The organism is Paenibacillus chitinolyticus NBRC 15660 (assembly GCF_000739915.1).
GTDB lineage: Bacteria > Bacillota > Bacilli > Paenibacillales > NBRC-103111 > Paenibacillus_F > Paenibacillus_F chitinolyticus.
Genome location: NZ_BBJT01000002.1, coordinates 710,981 through 726,670 on the forward strand (window position 1 = coordinate 710,981; position 15,690 = coordinate 726,670).

The following is a 15,690-nucleotide window of genomic DNA, read 5'->3' on the forward strand; positions in this document are numbered from 1 at the left end:
AGATGACAGAAACGCTAAGCGCTTCAGTCATCTTTTATTTAAAATCATTCAATTCCGCGGCTTCGGCCGTTTCGGCATACTTGTTCAGCATAAGAGTGAAGATCAAATCCGTTTCCTTCTGCCTGTCGCTCTCCGTCCAGATCCGGCCTTCCATGAGTTCCACCAGCTTTTTGCTGATCGCCAGATCCAGGCTCGTTTCGTAGACGGGAACGGACGATTCGCCACCTTTGCCGTCAACCGTTTCCAGCAGGAACTCCAGCTTATCGGGTGTAATGAGCGGCGCTTTGACGGCAAAACGGATAGGATGAGCATCGGGATGGTCCGTATCCGGCAGATTGACCGCCGCGAGGGTAAGTTCGCCGGATCGGGCGTTCTTGGAGGCGTGATCAAGCAATTTGACCAGCGTATCCCGGATCTTCACCGGATCGCCGACTACGACGGAAGGAAGTCCGGGCTCCGCGTCGAGCCGGACTTTCCGTGCCCCCGTATTTCGATTTTCATACAGATTCACGACTTCTTCCAGAACCGGAAGCAGTTCGAAAGGCTCCGCCTCCACCGTCACTCCGCCGGATTCCATTTTGCTGTAGTCAAGAATGTCCGTAACCAGGTTAAGCAGCGAGGCGTTGCTCGTTTCAATGATGTTCATGTAGCTCTTCTGTTCTTCGCTGAGCTCCGTATCCTGCATCAGATCCGTCATCCCCATAATGCCGGTCATCGGAGTCTTGATCTCCTGCCCGATCATGGCAAGAAGCCGGCTCTTGATCTTGGAAGACTGCTCGGACGCGGCATGGGATTCCCGCAGAATCTGCTGGGCATCCCTAAGCTCCGCGACCGCATGTTCAAGCTCCACCACGTGGGCAAGAAAAACGGCCATCGCGCTCAGCGTTTTGAGATCGGTCTCCGAAACGGGATAAGACGGATGATCGAGAATACAGATCGTGCCGTAAAAATGGCCGTTCTTCAAAATAATCGGCAGTCCGATAAAAGAGCGGCTTCCGAGCGCCCGCGTTACTCCCATATCCGCGGTAAGCGGACTGGAAGCCGTGTCGGAAATAACGAGAGGCTCGCCCGCGCGGCGTCCCACGAGACTGCAATAGCTGATGTCGAAAGGAAGCTCATCCCCTTCCTCCACCAGCTGTTCCCGCCTGTTGAACGCCTTCAGAATCGTATTCGTCCGTCCGTCGTTCGTCGCGACAAAAATCGTATTCACTTGAAGCAGCCCGCTGACGACTTCAATGATATGAGCGGCGGCTTCTTCTATATTGTTATAAAAACCGGATGGGTCCTGGTGCCTGTTTGTCATAGCTATCACACAGCTTTCTATACTTTCAGATAACGATCTTTCTAAGTGTACTATATTTCCGGCTCTTTCAGGCCATAAAGGGTTCGAAAAAACAAAATACCTTTAGAATTCCTATCTAAATTCACGGAAATAACAACTTTTACCGGAAAATCGTAAGATTTTGAAAGAAATCATTGGATAAATAGCCTTATACAAACAATTGGACCTTCTTCTCATGAGGGGTGTCATATACCTTTCCCTTCATAAGCTGCTCCAGATACGGGCGGATCAGGTCCGCCTGCGTGGAATGAAAGCTTTCGCCGCCCCACCGTTCGATCGTTCGCTGCTGGGTTTCTACGATAGTGATGTCCTGATTCAGTGCTTTTTTTAGAAAAGGGGTCAGCACCCGCTTCTTCAGCCCGTTCGTGAACCGGCCGCGCTTCATCGTGATAACCGCGTAAATGTCCTGGTAAGCGAACGAAGTCGGTCTCATTACGGCCGTAATAAGCAGCGTCAAGCCTTTGGCGGAAGAGTATTCGATCTGGGCGACGCCGGGCATGTAAAACCGGCCGAAGCTCCGCTGCCTGTCCCGCTCGAATAAACGCGAAATCAGACCGGCCTGCCCGGATTCGCCGGTATATTCGATTTCGACGGAGGCGCCCTCCGCCCGGATGCGGGCGTTCACGGTCTGGCGGCCACCGTCCGTACGGATGAGGCCCGCGTGGACATAGTGCGTGTGCGTGGCGTCCAGCAAATTTTCCGCCGCGTTAAGCAGCGAACCCCGGACGGCCGTTTTCCAGACGAAGGAGTAATACTCCGGGTTGTTCATAAACGGCAGGGCCAGAGGCTCCGGAACGGATGCTTCCTGCGGTTCCCCCGACCGCGCCTCTCCGCCGAGCCGGACCCATAGAAAGCCGTCCCGCTCCCGCAAGGCCGCCGGCGACGCGTCGTGGTGGGGACCCGGTTTGAACGTGCACAGCCCCGGTACCCGGGTGCAGGCTCCTGTCCCGTCGAACTCCCACCCGTGGTAAGGGCAGACCAGCTTCCCCGCTGTCAGCCTGCCTCCCGAAAGCGGCACGTTCCGGTGCGGGCAGCGGTCCAGCAGCGCGTGCGCGCCCTCTTCCGTGCGGAACAGGACGAGCGGCACGTCAAGCACCGTCAGCCCGAGCGGCTTCCGCTTAAGCTCCCGCGACGGACAGAGCGGGAGCCAGTGTTTTTCCAGCTCGGCATAGAGCGCTTCCTTCCCGTCGCCCGATTGACAAACATCGTTCTTCGTCAGATTCATAACCGGTACTTCCTCATCACGGGTACCCCAACTCCATTCAAAAGATGACTCAATCCGAGCCATACGGCTCGCCGCCTCAGAGGCAGATGCCGGATGTAGACGGCACTGTATTCGATGGCCGGGCGGCCTCCCCGGATCCGCTTGAAATGCGCGGCGCCGGAGCTTAAATGCAGCAGCTTCCCTTCTTCGGCGGCCCGGGTCAGCACCAGGCTCATCAGCATCCGGTACAGCCCTTCCTTTTGCGGAAGAGCGGTGTTGTATCCGACCAGCGGCGCCGTAATGACACCCGCTTTATCGAAACAGCCGATGACGCCCTGCAGCACCCCCGAGCTGTCCCTCAAACCGCGGATCCGCAGCAGCCCGTGCAGATGGCAATTGGCGATGTAAGCCTCCGTGAAACGCGGATTCAGCCGGGAATATTTACGGATGTACAGGTCCTCGTAAAGCTCCACGATGCGCGGATAGTCGGACGGTTCAATCTCTTCGTGCTCCACAATCCGAAGCGGCGAGCGCCGGAGCAACTTTTGGTCCCATACATTGTTCGGTTTGTGCAGGTAATCCGGCTCGCGCCCCTCGAAAAAATACACCTGCCTGCTCGGAACTAGAATCCACCCCAGTCCGGTCAGGTCTTTCATCAACTGGGGATTCGTCACCTCATTCAGCGACCTGAATATGACCGCGTGCGACGGAAAACGTTCCTGCAGATCGGCGGTCAGCACACGGACATCCTCTTTAGGCAGCTCTTCATATAAATTCGTCGAGAGGAGCCAGTTATTGACGTGTACGTTCCGGTTGATCCGGGCTCTTTTCAGCAGCGGCGAAAGAATGCCGATCACTCCCCTCAGCACGCCTTTCAGCAGCTCGCTTTTGAAGAGAACCAGCTCTTCCAGCGCGTAGGACACATAGGTCGAGTAAGGCGAACAAACATAGGAGTTGTCATACTCCGTTTCGTTCACCGTCACGGGCAGCAGCTGCTCCCCGGCCCGGACCAGCTCCACCTTCGTCCGGACATTCCGGATGTAAGCATCGGCGCCTTTGCCGATCAGCGGCTTGGTGTAGGCCACCGTCATTTTGTTAGCCGGATGATTTTTACACTGGCCTGTTTCATTCGAGGGGGAACCCTCCGCTCCAGCTCCGCTTCGCGGCGTTTGTCCTGCCTGCCGTTCTATAGATTCAGCCGGCTGTGTCATTCGCTACCTCCCCGGCCGTTTACGTGTAACGGCTGTCTAATTCTTCGTCCAGTGAGCGTTTTCCCCGGCAAAGCGCTTCGAAGGAATCCGCCACCCGGACGCATTCGTCGTATCCGAGATTTCCCGAATGAGCGGCAAGGATAGGATATTCGCCTTCCACCGGCGCTTCTCTCATATCGAAAAGATAATGATTGCCGCAGCCGTCCATCGCAAAAGAAACGGATAACGGCATGTATTCGGGCAGCTCATACGCCAGGTTCATCTCACGGAAATCGGAAGTGGAGAAAAACTGGAAGTATCGTTCCCCCGTCCGAAATTCCCCTCCGTCCGAGTAACGCAGAAATTCCGCATACGCGCCCGGCAGTTCCCCCTCCGGCATACGCCATTTTGTCGGATCGATCGGGATATATTGATTGTAATAGGGCGAATTTGTTGGAAAAGGGTTTTTCTGTCTCGCGATGATTTCCTGAATTTCTTCTTCCGTCAAAGGCTGCTTCCATGTTTGATGGAAGCTCTCCAGAATTCCCTCCGCCGCCCCCGCGTCTTTAACGAACACTTCGTCGAAAAAATAGTCCTGCAACGGCAGGCACCTCCTGTTCTGTCTTTGATTTTAGCCTGAAAGATAGGCCGCCGCAGCGCGGCACGCCCTCAGTTCAAAGCTTCTCCGTCCCATTCGATGTCGGCGGTTGCCGCATCTTTAAACGGAATCCGCCTGCACAGCGAGTCGAGAGCCGTTTCGGCCAGACTGCGCGTATGCAGCAGAGGCACCCACGGGTCTTGCCTGCTGAAAAGCACATCACGCCCGTGCCGGAAATCGTTGAACCACCGCCCCATTCCCGAGAGGCTAAAGCCGTGGTAAAAAGGATTCGCCAGCATCGCGTACCCGATCATCGGGGGAGCTTCCGCAGGCACGGGGTTTCCGGGGTTTCTCGCGTTTCCCTGGGGTCCGGAGCTTCCGGGGTTTCCGGGGTCTCCAGAGCTTCTGGAGCTTCCGCGGCTAATCCGGATTGCCGCCGGATTTTCCAAGGGAGTACGGCCGCCGGCTGAAAGCTTCCCCCCGGTCACTTCGGGAAGCCGTTCCCCACCGGCGCCGAACGGCTTCATCAGCCCGGCGGTGCCTGCGAGATGCAGCCCGCTCGTCGCCCTCGGGTTGCATTCCAGCACATGCAGAGTGCCGTCCTTTTCTTCTATGTAGTCGAATGCCACATGCCCTGTAAAATCGAGCTTGCGGACCAGTTCGGCCGCAAAGCGGTCGATTTTCTCGCGATGTACCGGCTTAAAGTAATAGCCGGAAGCCTGGCCGAGCCGGTAAGAGGGCTCGTAGGAACCGTACGCCGCGATTTCGCCGTCCACGGCCAAATGATAGCTGCACAGCTCCAGGCCGCGGATGTACCGCTGCGCGATCCAGGGCCGGTCCGGGGACGGCGCAAAGCCCTCCGGCAGCCTGGAGGGAGCCAGCAGCGCCTCCGAAGCGAAGCGGCTGTACACCGGTTTGAACGCGAAGGCGGACGGATCGCCGAGTTCTTTCAATTGAGCGGCGGATGTGAGCAGCTTCGTCTCCGGAGTCCGGGCGGACATTCCTTCCGTCAGTCCGGAGAATGCCCATTTGTTGTGCAGCGAGTTCAGGACCTCGAAATCGTCGCAGAACACGCGGCAGCAACGGGACAGCTCTTCCCGCCCATGCGCGATATAAAAGATTTCCTCGCTCGTAGGCAGGAGCAGATCGATTCCGGCAGACCGGATAATGGCCGCCAGCGCCGCAATGAATTCCCGGCACCCCTCTCTCGGAGAAGGAACATGGAAAAATTCTTTTACCGCCCGCGAGCCGCGGCACACCGGAAATTTGACGCTGTCCGCGGCAAATACGTTCCATCCGGAATCCCGGAACCGCCTCGCCAGATCCAGCGCCGTGTAGGAGCGGCAGCCTGTGAGGAGCACATTCATGTGCGGCCGATCCACCCGTCTCTTGCCGTCAAGTCCGGCTCTACGGCATAGGCGCGCTCAATTCTGCGCAATTTCGTCAAGCCCGGCCGGAACGAGTAAGGCGTAAACATGATTTCCGGAGCCCGGCAGCCATGCTGAGCGAAAATCCCGGCCAGCTCCCGCCGGAGCGGTCCGATGACGTCCGGCACTCCTTCTTTCGTGCGGACCGATACTTCCAGACGTTCCCGGTCACGCTGAATGACTTTGTATTCGGCGATTCCGTCCGAAGCCATCATCACCGCCCGCCGGATAAAATCCGGAAAGACCGGAACGTCCCGTCCTCCGTCCATACTCCGGCCGAAGAACAAGTCGTCCGTGCGTCCGCTGACGGATTCGACCGCCGTGAACACCGAACCGCAGGGACAAGGTTCATCCCGGAGCGTGAGCAGGTCGTTCAGCCGGTAGCGGATGATGGGCTGGGATGCACGGGAAAAATCCGTAATCACCGGCATAAACGTCCGCCGCTCCGCATCAACGTACTCCCGCTGGATTACGGCGATATCTTCATTGAGATGCAGCGTCCCATGTTTGCAGGTTGCGCCAAGAAATCCTTCGGTGCATTGATAAATCTGGTGCACCCGGGTCCGGAAAGCAAGCTCGATCACCTGCCGGTCGACCGGTTCCAGCACTTCCGCCACGGAAATGATTTTGTCCGGCGCAATCGCCAATTCTCCCCTCTGCTTCGCTTCCGCCAGCAGCCGGAGCATGGACGGCGGGGCGATCAGAAGGGTTGGCTGCAGCCACCCGAGCTGCTCGATATGCTCCGGGACCGGGCGGATCATGTCGAAGAAGCTGAACCGGATTCTCCGGGACCGCACCGTCTGATACAGGTTGCTGTCCGCCCGGAGAAAGAAGGCGATCCGGTGCTTCCGCAGCAGGGAACCCGGCAGAGCTTTCGCCAGGGCGGCGCCCGCCCACGCCGCTCTCTCCTCGGCGCTGACGATGAACAGCCCGCGGTTGCCCGACGTACCCGAGGAAAGCCCGACGGTAACCCCGTTCAGCTCGGGGCTGAAGTCGCGCTCCCGCTCGGCTTGAAGGGCCGCTTGGAGCGCTTCGTCCTTCGTGATGCCCGCGGTGTTCAGCTCGTCGAAGGCGTCCATCATAGCCGTCTTGTCTATGGTCGGCCATTCGCGCCAGTTATCCAGCGGGAGGCCTTCAAACAGGCGGGCGTAGAAAGGCGACCTGCGCCGGGTTTCTTCCAGAAAAGCCCGGACCCGCGCGTTTTGCCAAGCCTCAAGGTCTTCCCGGCTTTTCCATCTTTGCCCGTTCCATTTGGTCAGGGCGTATTGTTTGAGCAGCAGGATGAGTTTCACAGGAGTTCAATGCCCTCCTTTCCGCAAAGTTCCCAAGCTTCCGCACAGTGGGTAAAAAGAAGGCGCATCTCCGGCTGCCTGCGGTGCAGTTCCACGAGATTGCCGAAAGTACGTTTGTAGTCCTGCCTGCCGTCGAACAAAATAAAAGCGGGCGGACTGGGCAGCCGGTTTTCCCGCACGGCCTGCGCCGACCAGCTTGCGTCCGCGCCGAGCAGTACGGGATTTCCGTCCGCTCCCCTCAGGAAGACGCCGATCTGGTGAGCGGCATGTCCGGAAAGATCCACGGCGGTCACACTCCCGTCGCCAAAGAGGTCCCAGCCCCGCTCGAACGGACGGCACGCGGCGGGCAGCGCCGCTTCCGGGCACTGCTCCACCCAGAATGCCCGGGCCTTGAAATCCGGAGGAATCAGGTCCGGGAGCACCGCTCTTTTTACCGCAGCCAGCCCTTTTAAAGAAGCGACCGAATCATAGCCCGCTTGCGAGCAGATGAACTTCGCATTCGGAAAGTCCGCCAGCCCGCAGATGTGATCCGCATGAAAATGCGAAATCACGACCGCAGTCACATCCTCCGGAGCGTATCCGGCCGCCCTTACATGCTCCGCGGCCGTTAGATGCACCCCCGTCTCCACCGGAGTCGTCCAGCGGTACAGCGCATAGGGCAGCCGGCGTGTCGCTTCCGCAAAACGCGGAGAATATCCCGTATCAAACAAAATTAACCCTTTGGACGGATGTTCAAGCATGGCAAAGAGACCCGGAAACGCGACGGTCCGCCATTTCCCCCCGCGTAGCGACAGGATCTCCAGCTGCTTGCAGGCACCCGTGCAGTGCATCGTCAGCTTCATGCGCGTCCCTCCTGTTCCCGCCACCATAGGCTGAACCGCCGGATGCCGTCCGCGACGGAAACCCGGGGCTTGTAGCCGAGCTCCCGCTCCGCTTTGGAAATATCCAGCGTCTGGCTGAAAGCCAACAGCGCCACCGTGTATCTCGTGAGCATCGGTTCTTTGCGCGCGAAAGGAAGTGCGGCGAACGCTTCCATCGCCGCTGCCGCGCCGTAGGCGGCCGGATACGGAACCTTCCGGGCGCGGAAGGGCATCTCCAGCAGCCGGAATAGCTCCGCCAGCAGCTCGTAAACGTAAACGGGCTCGCCGTTGGTGATGTTATACTTCTGCCCGTCACAGGCCTTATCGGCATGGGCGCAGTACAGAAGCGCTTCCGTCACGTTGTCCACGTAGGTGACATCCATGAAGGCTCGTCCTCCGCCGAAAACGGGCACGAACTTCTCCTCGTTGGCCCGCAGCAGACGCGGGAAAATCGCCGTGTCGCCGGGACCGAAAAGCCCTCTCGGCCGGATCGTAATCACCGGAAGACCGGCCTTGCGGGCGGCGTCCAATTCGCTTTCGGCCTGACGTTTCGTCTGCGCGTAGGCATTGACGCCTCGCTCCGGCAGCGGTTCTTCTTCGGAAATCCCGAGGCGGTCCCGGTAGTCGAAATAGATCGACGGGGTGGACACATTAACGAGCCGCCGTACGCCGTGCTTCATGCAGCCCCGGATGATCTGCCGCGTGCCGACCACATTGGACGTGTAGAAATCCCGGTAAGCCCCCCACGGAGAGGACATCGCACCGCAGTGAAAAACAAATTCGTGGCCGCGGACAACCTCTGGCATATCATCCGACGCCAGGTCCATCCGCACAAAACCGGCCCCTTCTTGCGTCAGCCTTTTTCCGGCTTCCGGGTTGCGTCCGACCGCCGTCACCTCATAACCTTCCTCCAGCAGGCGGCGGATCAGATTTCCTCCGAGAAAACCTGTCGCCCCCGTCACTAACGCTTTCATAGTAACCATTCCATTCGATGTCGTAAGTGGTAATCTCTTTAAGAGGCACGCGTTTCGCCCGCGCTTCTCTCCATAAGTCCAGCAAAATCTTGCCTTGGGCCAGAGCAGGTCCCCAGTCCTTCCGGCTGAAAATCACATCCCTGCCCCGCGCAAGGCCGGCGATCCACTGGCGCAGCCCGGCAGGCGTTCCGCACGCGGCCGCCCCGTACATCAGCATCGCGGCGGTAATCATCGCGGGACGGCCGCCGGGCGACGGGATTATCACCGTGTCCGTGCAGTCCAGCAAGGCCCGGTCTATTCCCTCTTCGGGCGCAAACAGATGAAGCCCGCTCGTTGCCCGCGGATTGCACTCCAGCGGATAAATAACGCCGGATTCATGGACGATAAAGTCAAACGCAATCTGTCCCGTAAACCGGATTTCGCGGACAAAATACTCCACCCATCCGAAGAGATCCCGCCGTCCGCAGGATTTGAAGTAAATAGTAGCGCCCCGTCCCGCCGTAAAATCCGCAGCATAATCCGCATACGCGGTCAGCCGGCCCTTGTGGGCAACGGCATAGACGCAGTATTCCCGCCCTTCGACAAAATGCTGGGCAACCCACGGATTGTCCGGCGAAACGTTGATCCGGGGCAGTGCCTCACCCGGACCGTACAGGCGCGTATGGTTAGCGAATCTGGAGAAAACCGGCTTCAGCACCCATTTCCGCGTGCCCTCCCGTTCCAGAAACGCGTGCATGTCCCTTTCCGTTTCCAGAAGGACCGTATGGGGTGCAGGCAGTTCCATCTCCTCTACCAGCCGGATAAAGGACGCTTTATCATGAAGGGCGATCAGCTTGCCGAAATCATCGGTCAGCACCGTGCAGCCCTGAAGCTTGCTCTTTATTTGAGCGACATAAAAAATCTCTTCGCACGTCGGGATCAGCAGGTCGATGCTCCGCTCCCGGACGATTGCCTGCAGCGCTTCCGCAAAAGCGGACGCATTATCCCGCGGTCCCGGAATGCGGATAAACTTCTCTATGCAGCGCGAAAAGCGCAGCAGAGGGCTCGCCAGACTATCGGCCGCATAAATCGTATGGCCGAGTGCCGATAACTGGCGGGCCAAATCCAGTGCGGCTGGCGCCCGGCCGCCCGTAATAAGGATGCGGCGGCTGCCGAGCTTCTTCCTAGTACTCAAGAAGTAGACCGCCCAGGGACAGCCCGGCCGAGATGCCGATAACGGCCGTCAAGTCTCCGCGTTTCAGCCGGCCCAGCCGGATCGCTTCGTGCAGCCCCATCGGCAGCGAGGCGGCAATCATATTGCCGTGCTGTTCGATGATGTTCATCAATTTGTCGTCCGGAATCCGCAGCTTCCGCTGAAGCAGCCTCATCGCCATGGCGCTTCCCTGATGGGGAATGACGAGGGCGACGTCTTCCAGCGTGACGCCTCCTTCTCCGAACAACTTTTTCAGAAAATCGGGCAGCAGCTTGGACGTTTTCTTAAACAGGGCTTCCCCCTGCATATCGAACAGAAAATCCGCTATACGCTCCGGTTCGTAAGCGATCGAGGGCAGCTTAGAGCCGCCCCCTCTCACCTCGGAGAGCGCCGCGCCGGAGCCGTAGGTTTCTATACGGGAAGCTACGATCCCCGAGCTTTCGCCCGCAGGGGTTCTCCCGACTACTACGGCGGCCGCTCCGTCCCCGAACAGGATCGCGCTTTCCGACTGGCTGTAATTCAGACCGACCGAGGCGATTTCCGGAGCCACCAGCAGGACACGATCATACCGGCCCGCGTCGATCAGATAGGAAATCAGATCCAGTCCGGCAAGAAACGACAGGCAGGTTGAGTTGACGTCCAGACACGGGATGCCCGAGTCGCCCAGCTTCATTTCGCTTTGGATCAGCGCCGCCGTACACGGAATGGGCTGCTCCGGTACCGCATTCGTACAAATGATGCAGTCGAGCCGCTCCGCTTCCAGACCGGCGTCCGCCAGTGCCGCGAAGGCGGCCTTCGCCCCCATCTGCGAAACACTTTCGTTTTCCGCGTAATGCCTGACCTTCACCCCGGATTTTTTGTACACCCAGCCCTCGGGTTTGCCGAGCCTTCTATCCATATCTTCCGCGGTTACCCGCTTTTCCGGCAGATAGGCCCCGGTTCCCAAGACCTTCACTTGTCTAGTTTTCATGCTGTTTCCGTCGCTTTCCGTTTATTTTACAAGCTTCCCGCAGCCTCCGGCAGCTCCGCCTCCGGCGGAAACATGAAAAGGACCCGGTGCAGGCAGCGAGTCGAATTGACCTAGGTCTTAAGAATCCCATTCGACATTTCGTCCTGGTTTTCCTGCTTTGGTTAAGGCCGTTAAGGATTCTCTTATGCGGCCTCCGCCCTCTTTTTTCTATGGAAGAAGGAAGTAGACAGGGACACAAACGGGTTTGACCGCCCTCGCATATCATATTGCATGACTTTCGATAGATTTTGATAAATGGAGATGAAGCGAGAATGAGCGAAGTTTCCGGAACAGGCAGAACCCCCATTGATGTGCTGATCCCGGCTATCGACAAAGATTTGGAAACTCTTCCTTTCGTCATTGACGGCCTTCGCCGGCATGTCCAACATCCGATCGGCAGCATTTATATCGTTTCGCCCGACAGTCCCCGGATCAAGAAACTTTGTAAGGATAAAAAATGCAAGTTTGTGCATGAAAATTCCGTTCTTCCGCTGACGAAAAAAGATATCCGTTACCGTTCTAACCGGTGGGACCGCTCGGGCTGGCTGTACCAGCAGCTGCTTAAGCTGAACGGCGATAAAATTTGCGGCAACCGCTACTTTCTCGTCACCGACGCGGATACCGTGCTTATACGCCCTCACCGGTTTCTCGAAAACGGCAAACAGGTTTTTTTCACCCGGAATTGGAGCCACCAGGAATATTTCCGCATTCATGCCAAGCTTCTGGGACAGAAAGCCGTTTCCCGCCCTTCCTATGTCAACCACTATATGCTCTACGACAAAGTCAAGCTGTCCCGCCTGAAAAAAGCGATCACGGCCCGTCACAAAATGCCGTGGTACAGAGCCATTCTCAAAAACCTGAACACGACCAAACAGTTCGGATTTTCCGAGTTCGAAACGTACGGCAACTTCGTTCGTGCCCAGTATCCCGGTACTTCCCTGTTAAAACGTTCCCTCAACAAGGAATTCAAAAAAAGCATCCGGTTCGTCCCTCACAGCGAAAGAGAGAAATGGGCCGGTAAATTCCGGTCGCTGTCTTTCCATAAACGCGGAGGCTACTATTTCAAAGCCAAAAAAGCCAAATAGCAGCCGGTCGCCCGGCGAATTTTTCTGACCGGCACTTTTCAGAGAAGGAGGAAGGGTCGTGAAAATCATTTTGCTGTCGGGGGGATCCGGCAAGAGGCTTTGGCCGCTGTCCAACGAAATCCGCTCCAAAACGTTTCTGAAGCTGTTACCGGCGCCTGACGGCGGCAGAGAGTCCATGCTTCAGCGCGTGTGCAGACAGCTCGATGCCGCCGGGCTGCTCAGCTCGACATCTATCGTTACCCACTTCAGCCAGTTTGAAATCGTCCGAAGCCAGGTCGGCGAAAAAATTCCGGTTTTGGCGGAGCCGCACAAAAGAGGGACGTTCACGGCGATCGGTCTCGCCAGCCGGTACCTGCACACCCAAGGCATAAGCCCGGACGAGATCGTCTGCTTTATGCCTGCCGATCCGTTCGTGGACGCCGCTTTCTTCGAGAAAGTCGCCTCCCTCCCCTCAGTCCTCGCACAGTCCGGCGCCCGCATGGCTCTGATCGGCACGAAGCCGTCCTTCCCGTCCACCCAGTACGGATATATCGTACCGGCGTCTGCGCAGGACCGGGAGGCAGCGCCGTATCTTTCCGTCGCGGAATTCGCGGAAAAACCGGACGAACAGGGCGCTTCGGCGCTCTTGTCTCGGGGAGCTCTTTGGAACAGCGGCGTGTTTGCTTTTGCGAATTCATTCATGCTGGAGGTTCTGGCATCGCGCGGTTTGCCGGACGATTACGGACAACTGCTCGGCTTGTACGACAAACTGCCGGAACTGAGTTTTGACGAGGAAGTCGTCGAGAAGACGAAGCCGATCGTCGTCCTCCCGTACGATGGCAGATGGGACGACTTGGGGAACTGGCAGGCGCTGGCTCCGCATTTGGAAGGCCGGGCCGTCGGTCCCGGCGAAGTATCCGACGATTCGGCGGATACGCACATCGTCAACGAGCTTTCCTCCCCCGTCCATGTCATCGGCGTGTCCGGGATTATCGTGGCGGCAAGTCCCGACGGAATTCTCGTAGCCAGCAAGGCAGGCAGCAGCCGGATCAAGCAAATCAATCCGGGTAAACGCAGAGCTCCCATGTACGAGGAGTACAGGTGGGGTACCGTCACCGTACTTGACCGTGTTCCGCCCACTGGAGACGCGAATGCGGGAACGGAGGTCGTCATCCGACGGATCACTCTGCTGCCCGGCAAATCTTTTCCCTACCGGGCCCACGGCAGCGCGAAAAAAAGCTGGACGCTGCTGTCCGGTTCCGGCCAAATGATTCTGGACGGGCGAATAACCCGCGTGAAAACCGGTGACGTCCTCCATCTGGAGCCGGCCGCAGGGTATGCGCTGCTCGCGGATACGACGGGACCGGTCGAGCTGATCGAGATCGAGTTCGGTCCTGAAAGCGCAAAGCCCGCGCCCGCAGCGCCTTCTCTATCATGGGAAGAAGCGGTGCTGCTGTGCAGGAACGACCGGGAACCCGATCCCGGGAAGGGATGAGGCCATCTTCGGATGGCCTTTTTTTAATGGCGGGTCGGAATACTGGCTTTAACCGGCCATTAAACCGTGAAAAAAGGAAGAAAGGCATGCCGTTCGCCCTTCTTCCTTTTCCCCTTTTAGTCATTCCCTCTCACATTCTCATTCCCGATCTTGCTTTCGCTCAGTCCGTCGAGAAATTTTTTTACAACGGCATAAAACCCGTCGGGATCGTCGGAATGAACTCCGTGGCCGCAATTTTCAAAAATTTCGAGGGAAGTATTCGGCCGCCGGGACTGCATCAATTTCGCCTGTTCGGCGTTCATGACAAAGCTTTTTTTGCCGTGAATCAGCAGAATAGGACATGTCGACGACAGCCAGTCTTCCCACCACTGTCCGTTGATGTTTTCCTGGGAAGACCTCATCCCCGTTAAATCGGTCCGGAATCCCCAGCCTTTCTCATCCTCAAACACGCTTTCGGAAAAATAATCGATCGCTTTAAGTCCCAGCCGTGCCAGCGAGTCTCTCAGATCTTGCAAGGTCGTGGAACGCTCGGGAAGCTTCTCGGCAAAAGAAAGGTCGGCGTGAATTTCCGCCCCGATGTCTTCCACGATCACGGCCCGGACATATTCGGGATAACGCGCCGCGAGCTGGTAGGCATTGACGCCGCCGAGCGAGTGACCCAGGATGACAACGGGCTGACCGCCCAGCTCCTGACGGACCAGGTTCAGAATATCGGTGATGTAGCTCTCTCTGGAATAATCCCCGTCGGCCGGATGCCCGCTCCAGCCGTGTCCCCGCTGGTCGAGACCGATGACCCTCCAGTCTTTTCTCAACCGGGAGGCCAGAAACGCAAACGTGCCCGCATCGTTCATATGTCCGTGCAGCAGCAGAAGTACCGGTCTATCGTCACCGCCGTAATCCACGTAAGAAAGCTCGTTGGCTCCCGATCTGAAATAGTTGCGTTTTGCGGAAGAATGTTCCTTGCCATGTTCCATCTTCTAATCTCCTCTTCCTCGTTAAATTTTGCTTTCCGGATTCCTCTTTCGGGAATCTCTCCTGGACTTTGCAATCAGTATAACGCATAATAGTGACAACTATTGTCATAATTAAAAAATGGAGTTTATCCGATGTCCAAATCAAAACGCCTGATGGAACTGATGCTGACGGTAAACCGGATGCGCAAGTTTACGGTGGGAGAGCTCGCGCGTGAATTCGGCGTTTCGCAGAGAACGATTTTGAGGGATTTGCAGGAGCTGGGCGAATTAGGGGTTCCGCTTTATTCGGAAGTCGGTCCGCACGGCGGGTATCAAGTGTTGAGGGAAAGACTGCTGCCTCCTATCGCTTTTACCGAAGAAGAAGCCGTGTCAATCTTTTTCGCCGTTCATGCCCTCCGGCATTATTCCTCCCTCCCGTTTGAAACGGGAACGGATTGATCAGATGAAAAACCGGGTGGATTTTATCACACCCGCGCGGAAGGCTGTCTCTCCTTATTTATCCATTCTGCTCGATGCGGCCGTTCAGCAGAAGGTGCTGCTCATCCGGTATCAATCCCGGGAAAAAAATTCCGACCGCGAAATCCAGCCCATCGGCATTTTTACGGGAAACGGCCTCTGGTACTGCTCCGCCTACTGTTATCGGTCGAAAGGGATGCGTGTGTTCCGGTGCGACCGCATTCATTCGGCTGTCCCTTCGGCAGCGGAACCGCTGGATCTCCGCCATATTCATCTTGAAAACAAGGCGTCTGCGGGACGCAAGGAGCTGGGCGAGATAGGTGTATTTGCGGAATTGACCCTCGAAGGGGTCGAGGCGTGCGAGGCGGAACCTTGGTCGGAATCGATGCTTACCCTGCGTGAAGATGGCACCGGCTGGCTTCAAGGAACCATTTCCAGAAAAGATCTTCCCTATTTCGCGAAATTTTTTATCGGCTTGGGCCGTGAAGCAACCGTGAAAGACTCGCCTGAGCTTCTGGCGGAAATGAAAGCCATGCTTGCCGAACTGCTCGGCAAATACAGCTGAGAAGCGGACGCACGGCTCGCGGACGCAAATAAACCGGATCGTAAACTT

The 15,690-nt window shown here is 57.4% G+C and carries 13 protein-coding genes and 1 pseudogene; 3 read left to right on the top strand and 11 right to left on the bottom strand.

Annotated features, from left to right (window positions below):
* Positions 1 to 34: 34 nt before the first annotated feature.
* The 10 genes from PCH01S_RS04645 to PCH01S_RS04690 form a co-directional block, all read right to left on the bottom strand.
* A complete protein-coding gene (locus tag PCH01S_RS04645; protein ID WP_042227172.1) occupies positions 35 to 1,303 on the bottom strand; it encodes a GAF domain-containing sensor histidine kinase in 1,269 nt (422 codons plus the stop codon).
* Positions 1,304 to 1,490: 187 nt separating this feature from the next.
* Complete coding sequence (locus PCH01S_RS04650) at positions 1,491 to 2,567, bottom strand: aromatic ring-hydroxylating oxygenase subunit alpha (RefSeq protein WP_042227173.1); 1,077 nt, start codon at positions 2,565 to 2,567, stop codon at positions 1,491 to 1,493.
* Positions 2,564 to 3,757, bottom strand: coding sequence for a GNAT family N-acetyltransferase (locus PCH01S_RS04655; RefSeq protein ID WP_042227174.1), 1,194 nt, complete (start codon positions 3,755 to 3,757; stop codon positions 2,564 to 2,566). The genes PCH01S_RS04650 and PCH01S_RS04655 overlap by 4 nt, the downstream gene beginning before the upstream one ends.
* Before the next feature lie 19 nt (positions 3,758 to 3,776).
* Positions 3,777 to 4,337 (bottom strand): SMI1/KNR4 family protein, encoded by a 561-nt coding sequence (locus tag PCH01S_RS04660; protein ID WP_042227176.1) that lies wholly within the window; start codon positions 4,335 to 4,337, stop codon positions 3,777 to 3,779.
* Between the two features lie 68 nt (positions 4,338 to 4,405).
* Complete coding sequence (locus PCH01S_RS30785; protein WP_042227177.1) at positions 4,406 to 5,701, bottom strand: ATP-grasp domain-containing protein; 1,296 nt, start codon at positions 5,699 to 5,701, stop codon at positions 4,406 to 4,408.
* Positions 5,698 to 7,053 (bottom strand): F390 synthetase-related protein, encoded by a 1,356-nt coding sequence (locus PCH01S_RS04670; RefSeq protein WP_042227179.1) that lies wholly within the window; start codon positions 7,051 to 7,053, stop codon positions 5,698 to 5,700. Before PCH01S_RS04670 ends, PCH01S_RS30785 begins: the two co-directional genes overlap by 4 nt.
* Positions 7,050 to 7,895 (bottom strand): MBL fold metallo-hydrolase, encoded by an 846-nt coding sequence (locus tag PCH01S_RS04675; protein ID WP_042227180.1) that lies wholly within the window; start codon positions 7,893 to 7,895, stop codon positions 7,050 to 7,052. Before PCH01S_RS04675 ends, PCH01S_RS04670 begins: the two co-directional genes overlap by 4 nt.
* Positions 7,892 to 8,887 (bottom strand): NAD-dependent epimerase/dehydratase family protein, encoded by a 996-nt coding sequence (locus tag PCH01S_RS04680; RefSeq protein ID WP_084706522.1) that lies wholly within the window; start codon positions 8,885 to 8,887, stop codon positions 7,892 to 7,894. The genes PCH01S_RS04675 and PCH01S_RS04680 overlap by 4 nt, the downstream gene beginning before the upstream one ends.
* Positions 8,811 to 10,061, bottom strand: coding sequence for an ATP-grasp domain-containing protein (locus PCH01S_RS04685; RefSeq protein WP_042227184.1), 1,251 nt, complete (start codon positions 10,059 to 10,061; stop codon positions 8,811 to 8,813). Before PCH01S_RS04685 ends, PCH01S_RS04680 begins: the two co-directional genes overlap by 77 nt.
* Positions 10,051 to 11,049, bottom strand: coding sequence for a beta-ketoacyl-ACP synthase III (locus tag PCH01S_RS04690; protein WP_042227185.1), 999 nt, complete (start codon positions 11,047 to 11,049; stop codon positions 10,051 to 10,053). Before PCH01S_RS04690 ends, PCH01S_RS04685 begins: the two co-directional genes overlap by 11 nt.
* A 311-nt stretch (positions 11,050 to 11,360) precedes the next feature.
* Here PCH01S_RS04690 and PCH01S_RS04695 point away from each other — a divergent pair, with 311 nt between their 5' ends.
* Positions 11,361 to 12,173: a DUF6492 family protein gene (locus PCH01S_RS04695; RefSeq protein WP_042227186.1), complete on the top strand. Its 813-nt coding sequence runs from the start codon at positions 11,361 to 11,363 to the stop codon at positions 12,171 to 12,173.
* A 58-nt stretch (positions 12,174 to 12,231) separates the two neighbouring features.
* Positions 12,232 to 13,647 (top strand): sugar phosphate nucleotidyltransferase, encoded by a 1,416-nt coding sequence (locus PCH01S_RS04700; RefSeq protein ID WP_042227188.1) that lies wholly within the window; start codon positions 12,232 to 12,234, stop codon positions 13,645 to 13,647.
* Positions 13,648 to 13,763: 116 nt separating this feature from the next.
* Here the strand turns inward: PCH01S_RS04700 and PCH01S_RS04705 are convergent, their stop codons facing one another.
* Entirely contained in the window at positions 13,764 to 14,621 is an 858-nt protein-coding gene (locus tag PCH01S_RS04705; protein WP_042227190.1) for an alpha/beta fold hydrolase, read from the bottom strand.
* Positions 14,622 to 14,753: 132 nt separating this feature from the next.
* Here PCH01S_RS04705 and PCH01S_RS04710 point away from each other — a divergent pair.
* Positions 14,754 to 15,642: pseudogene (locus tag PCH01S_RS04710) on the top strand (helix-turn-helix transcriptional regulator).
* The last annotated feature ends 48 nt before the right edge of the window (positions 15,643 to 15,690 follow it).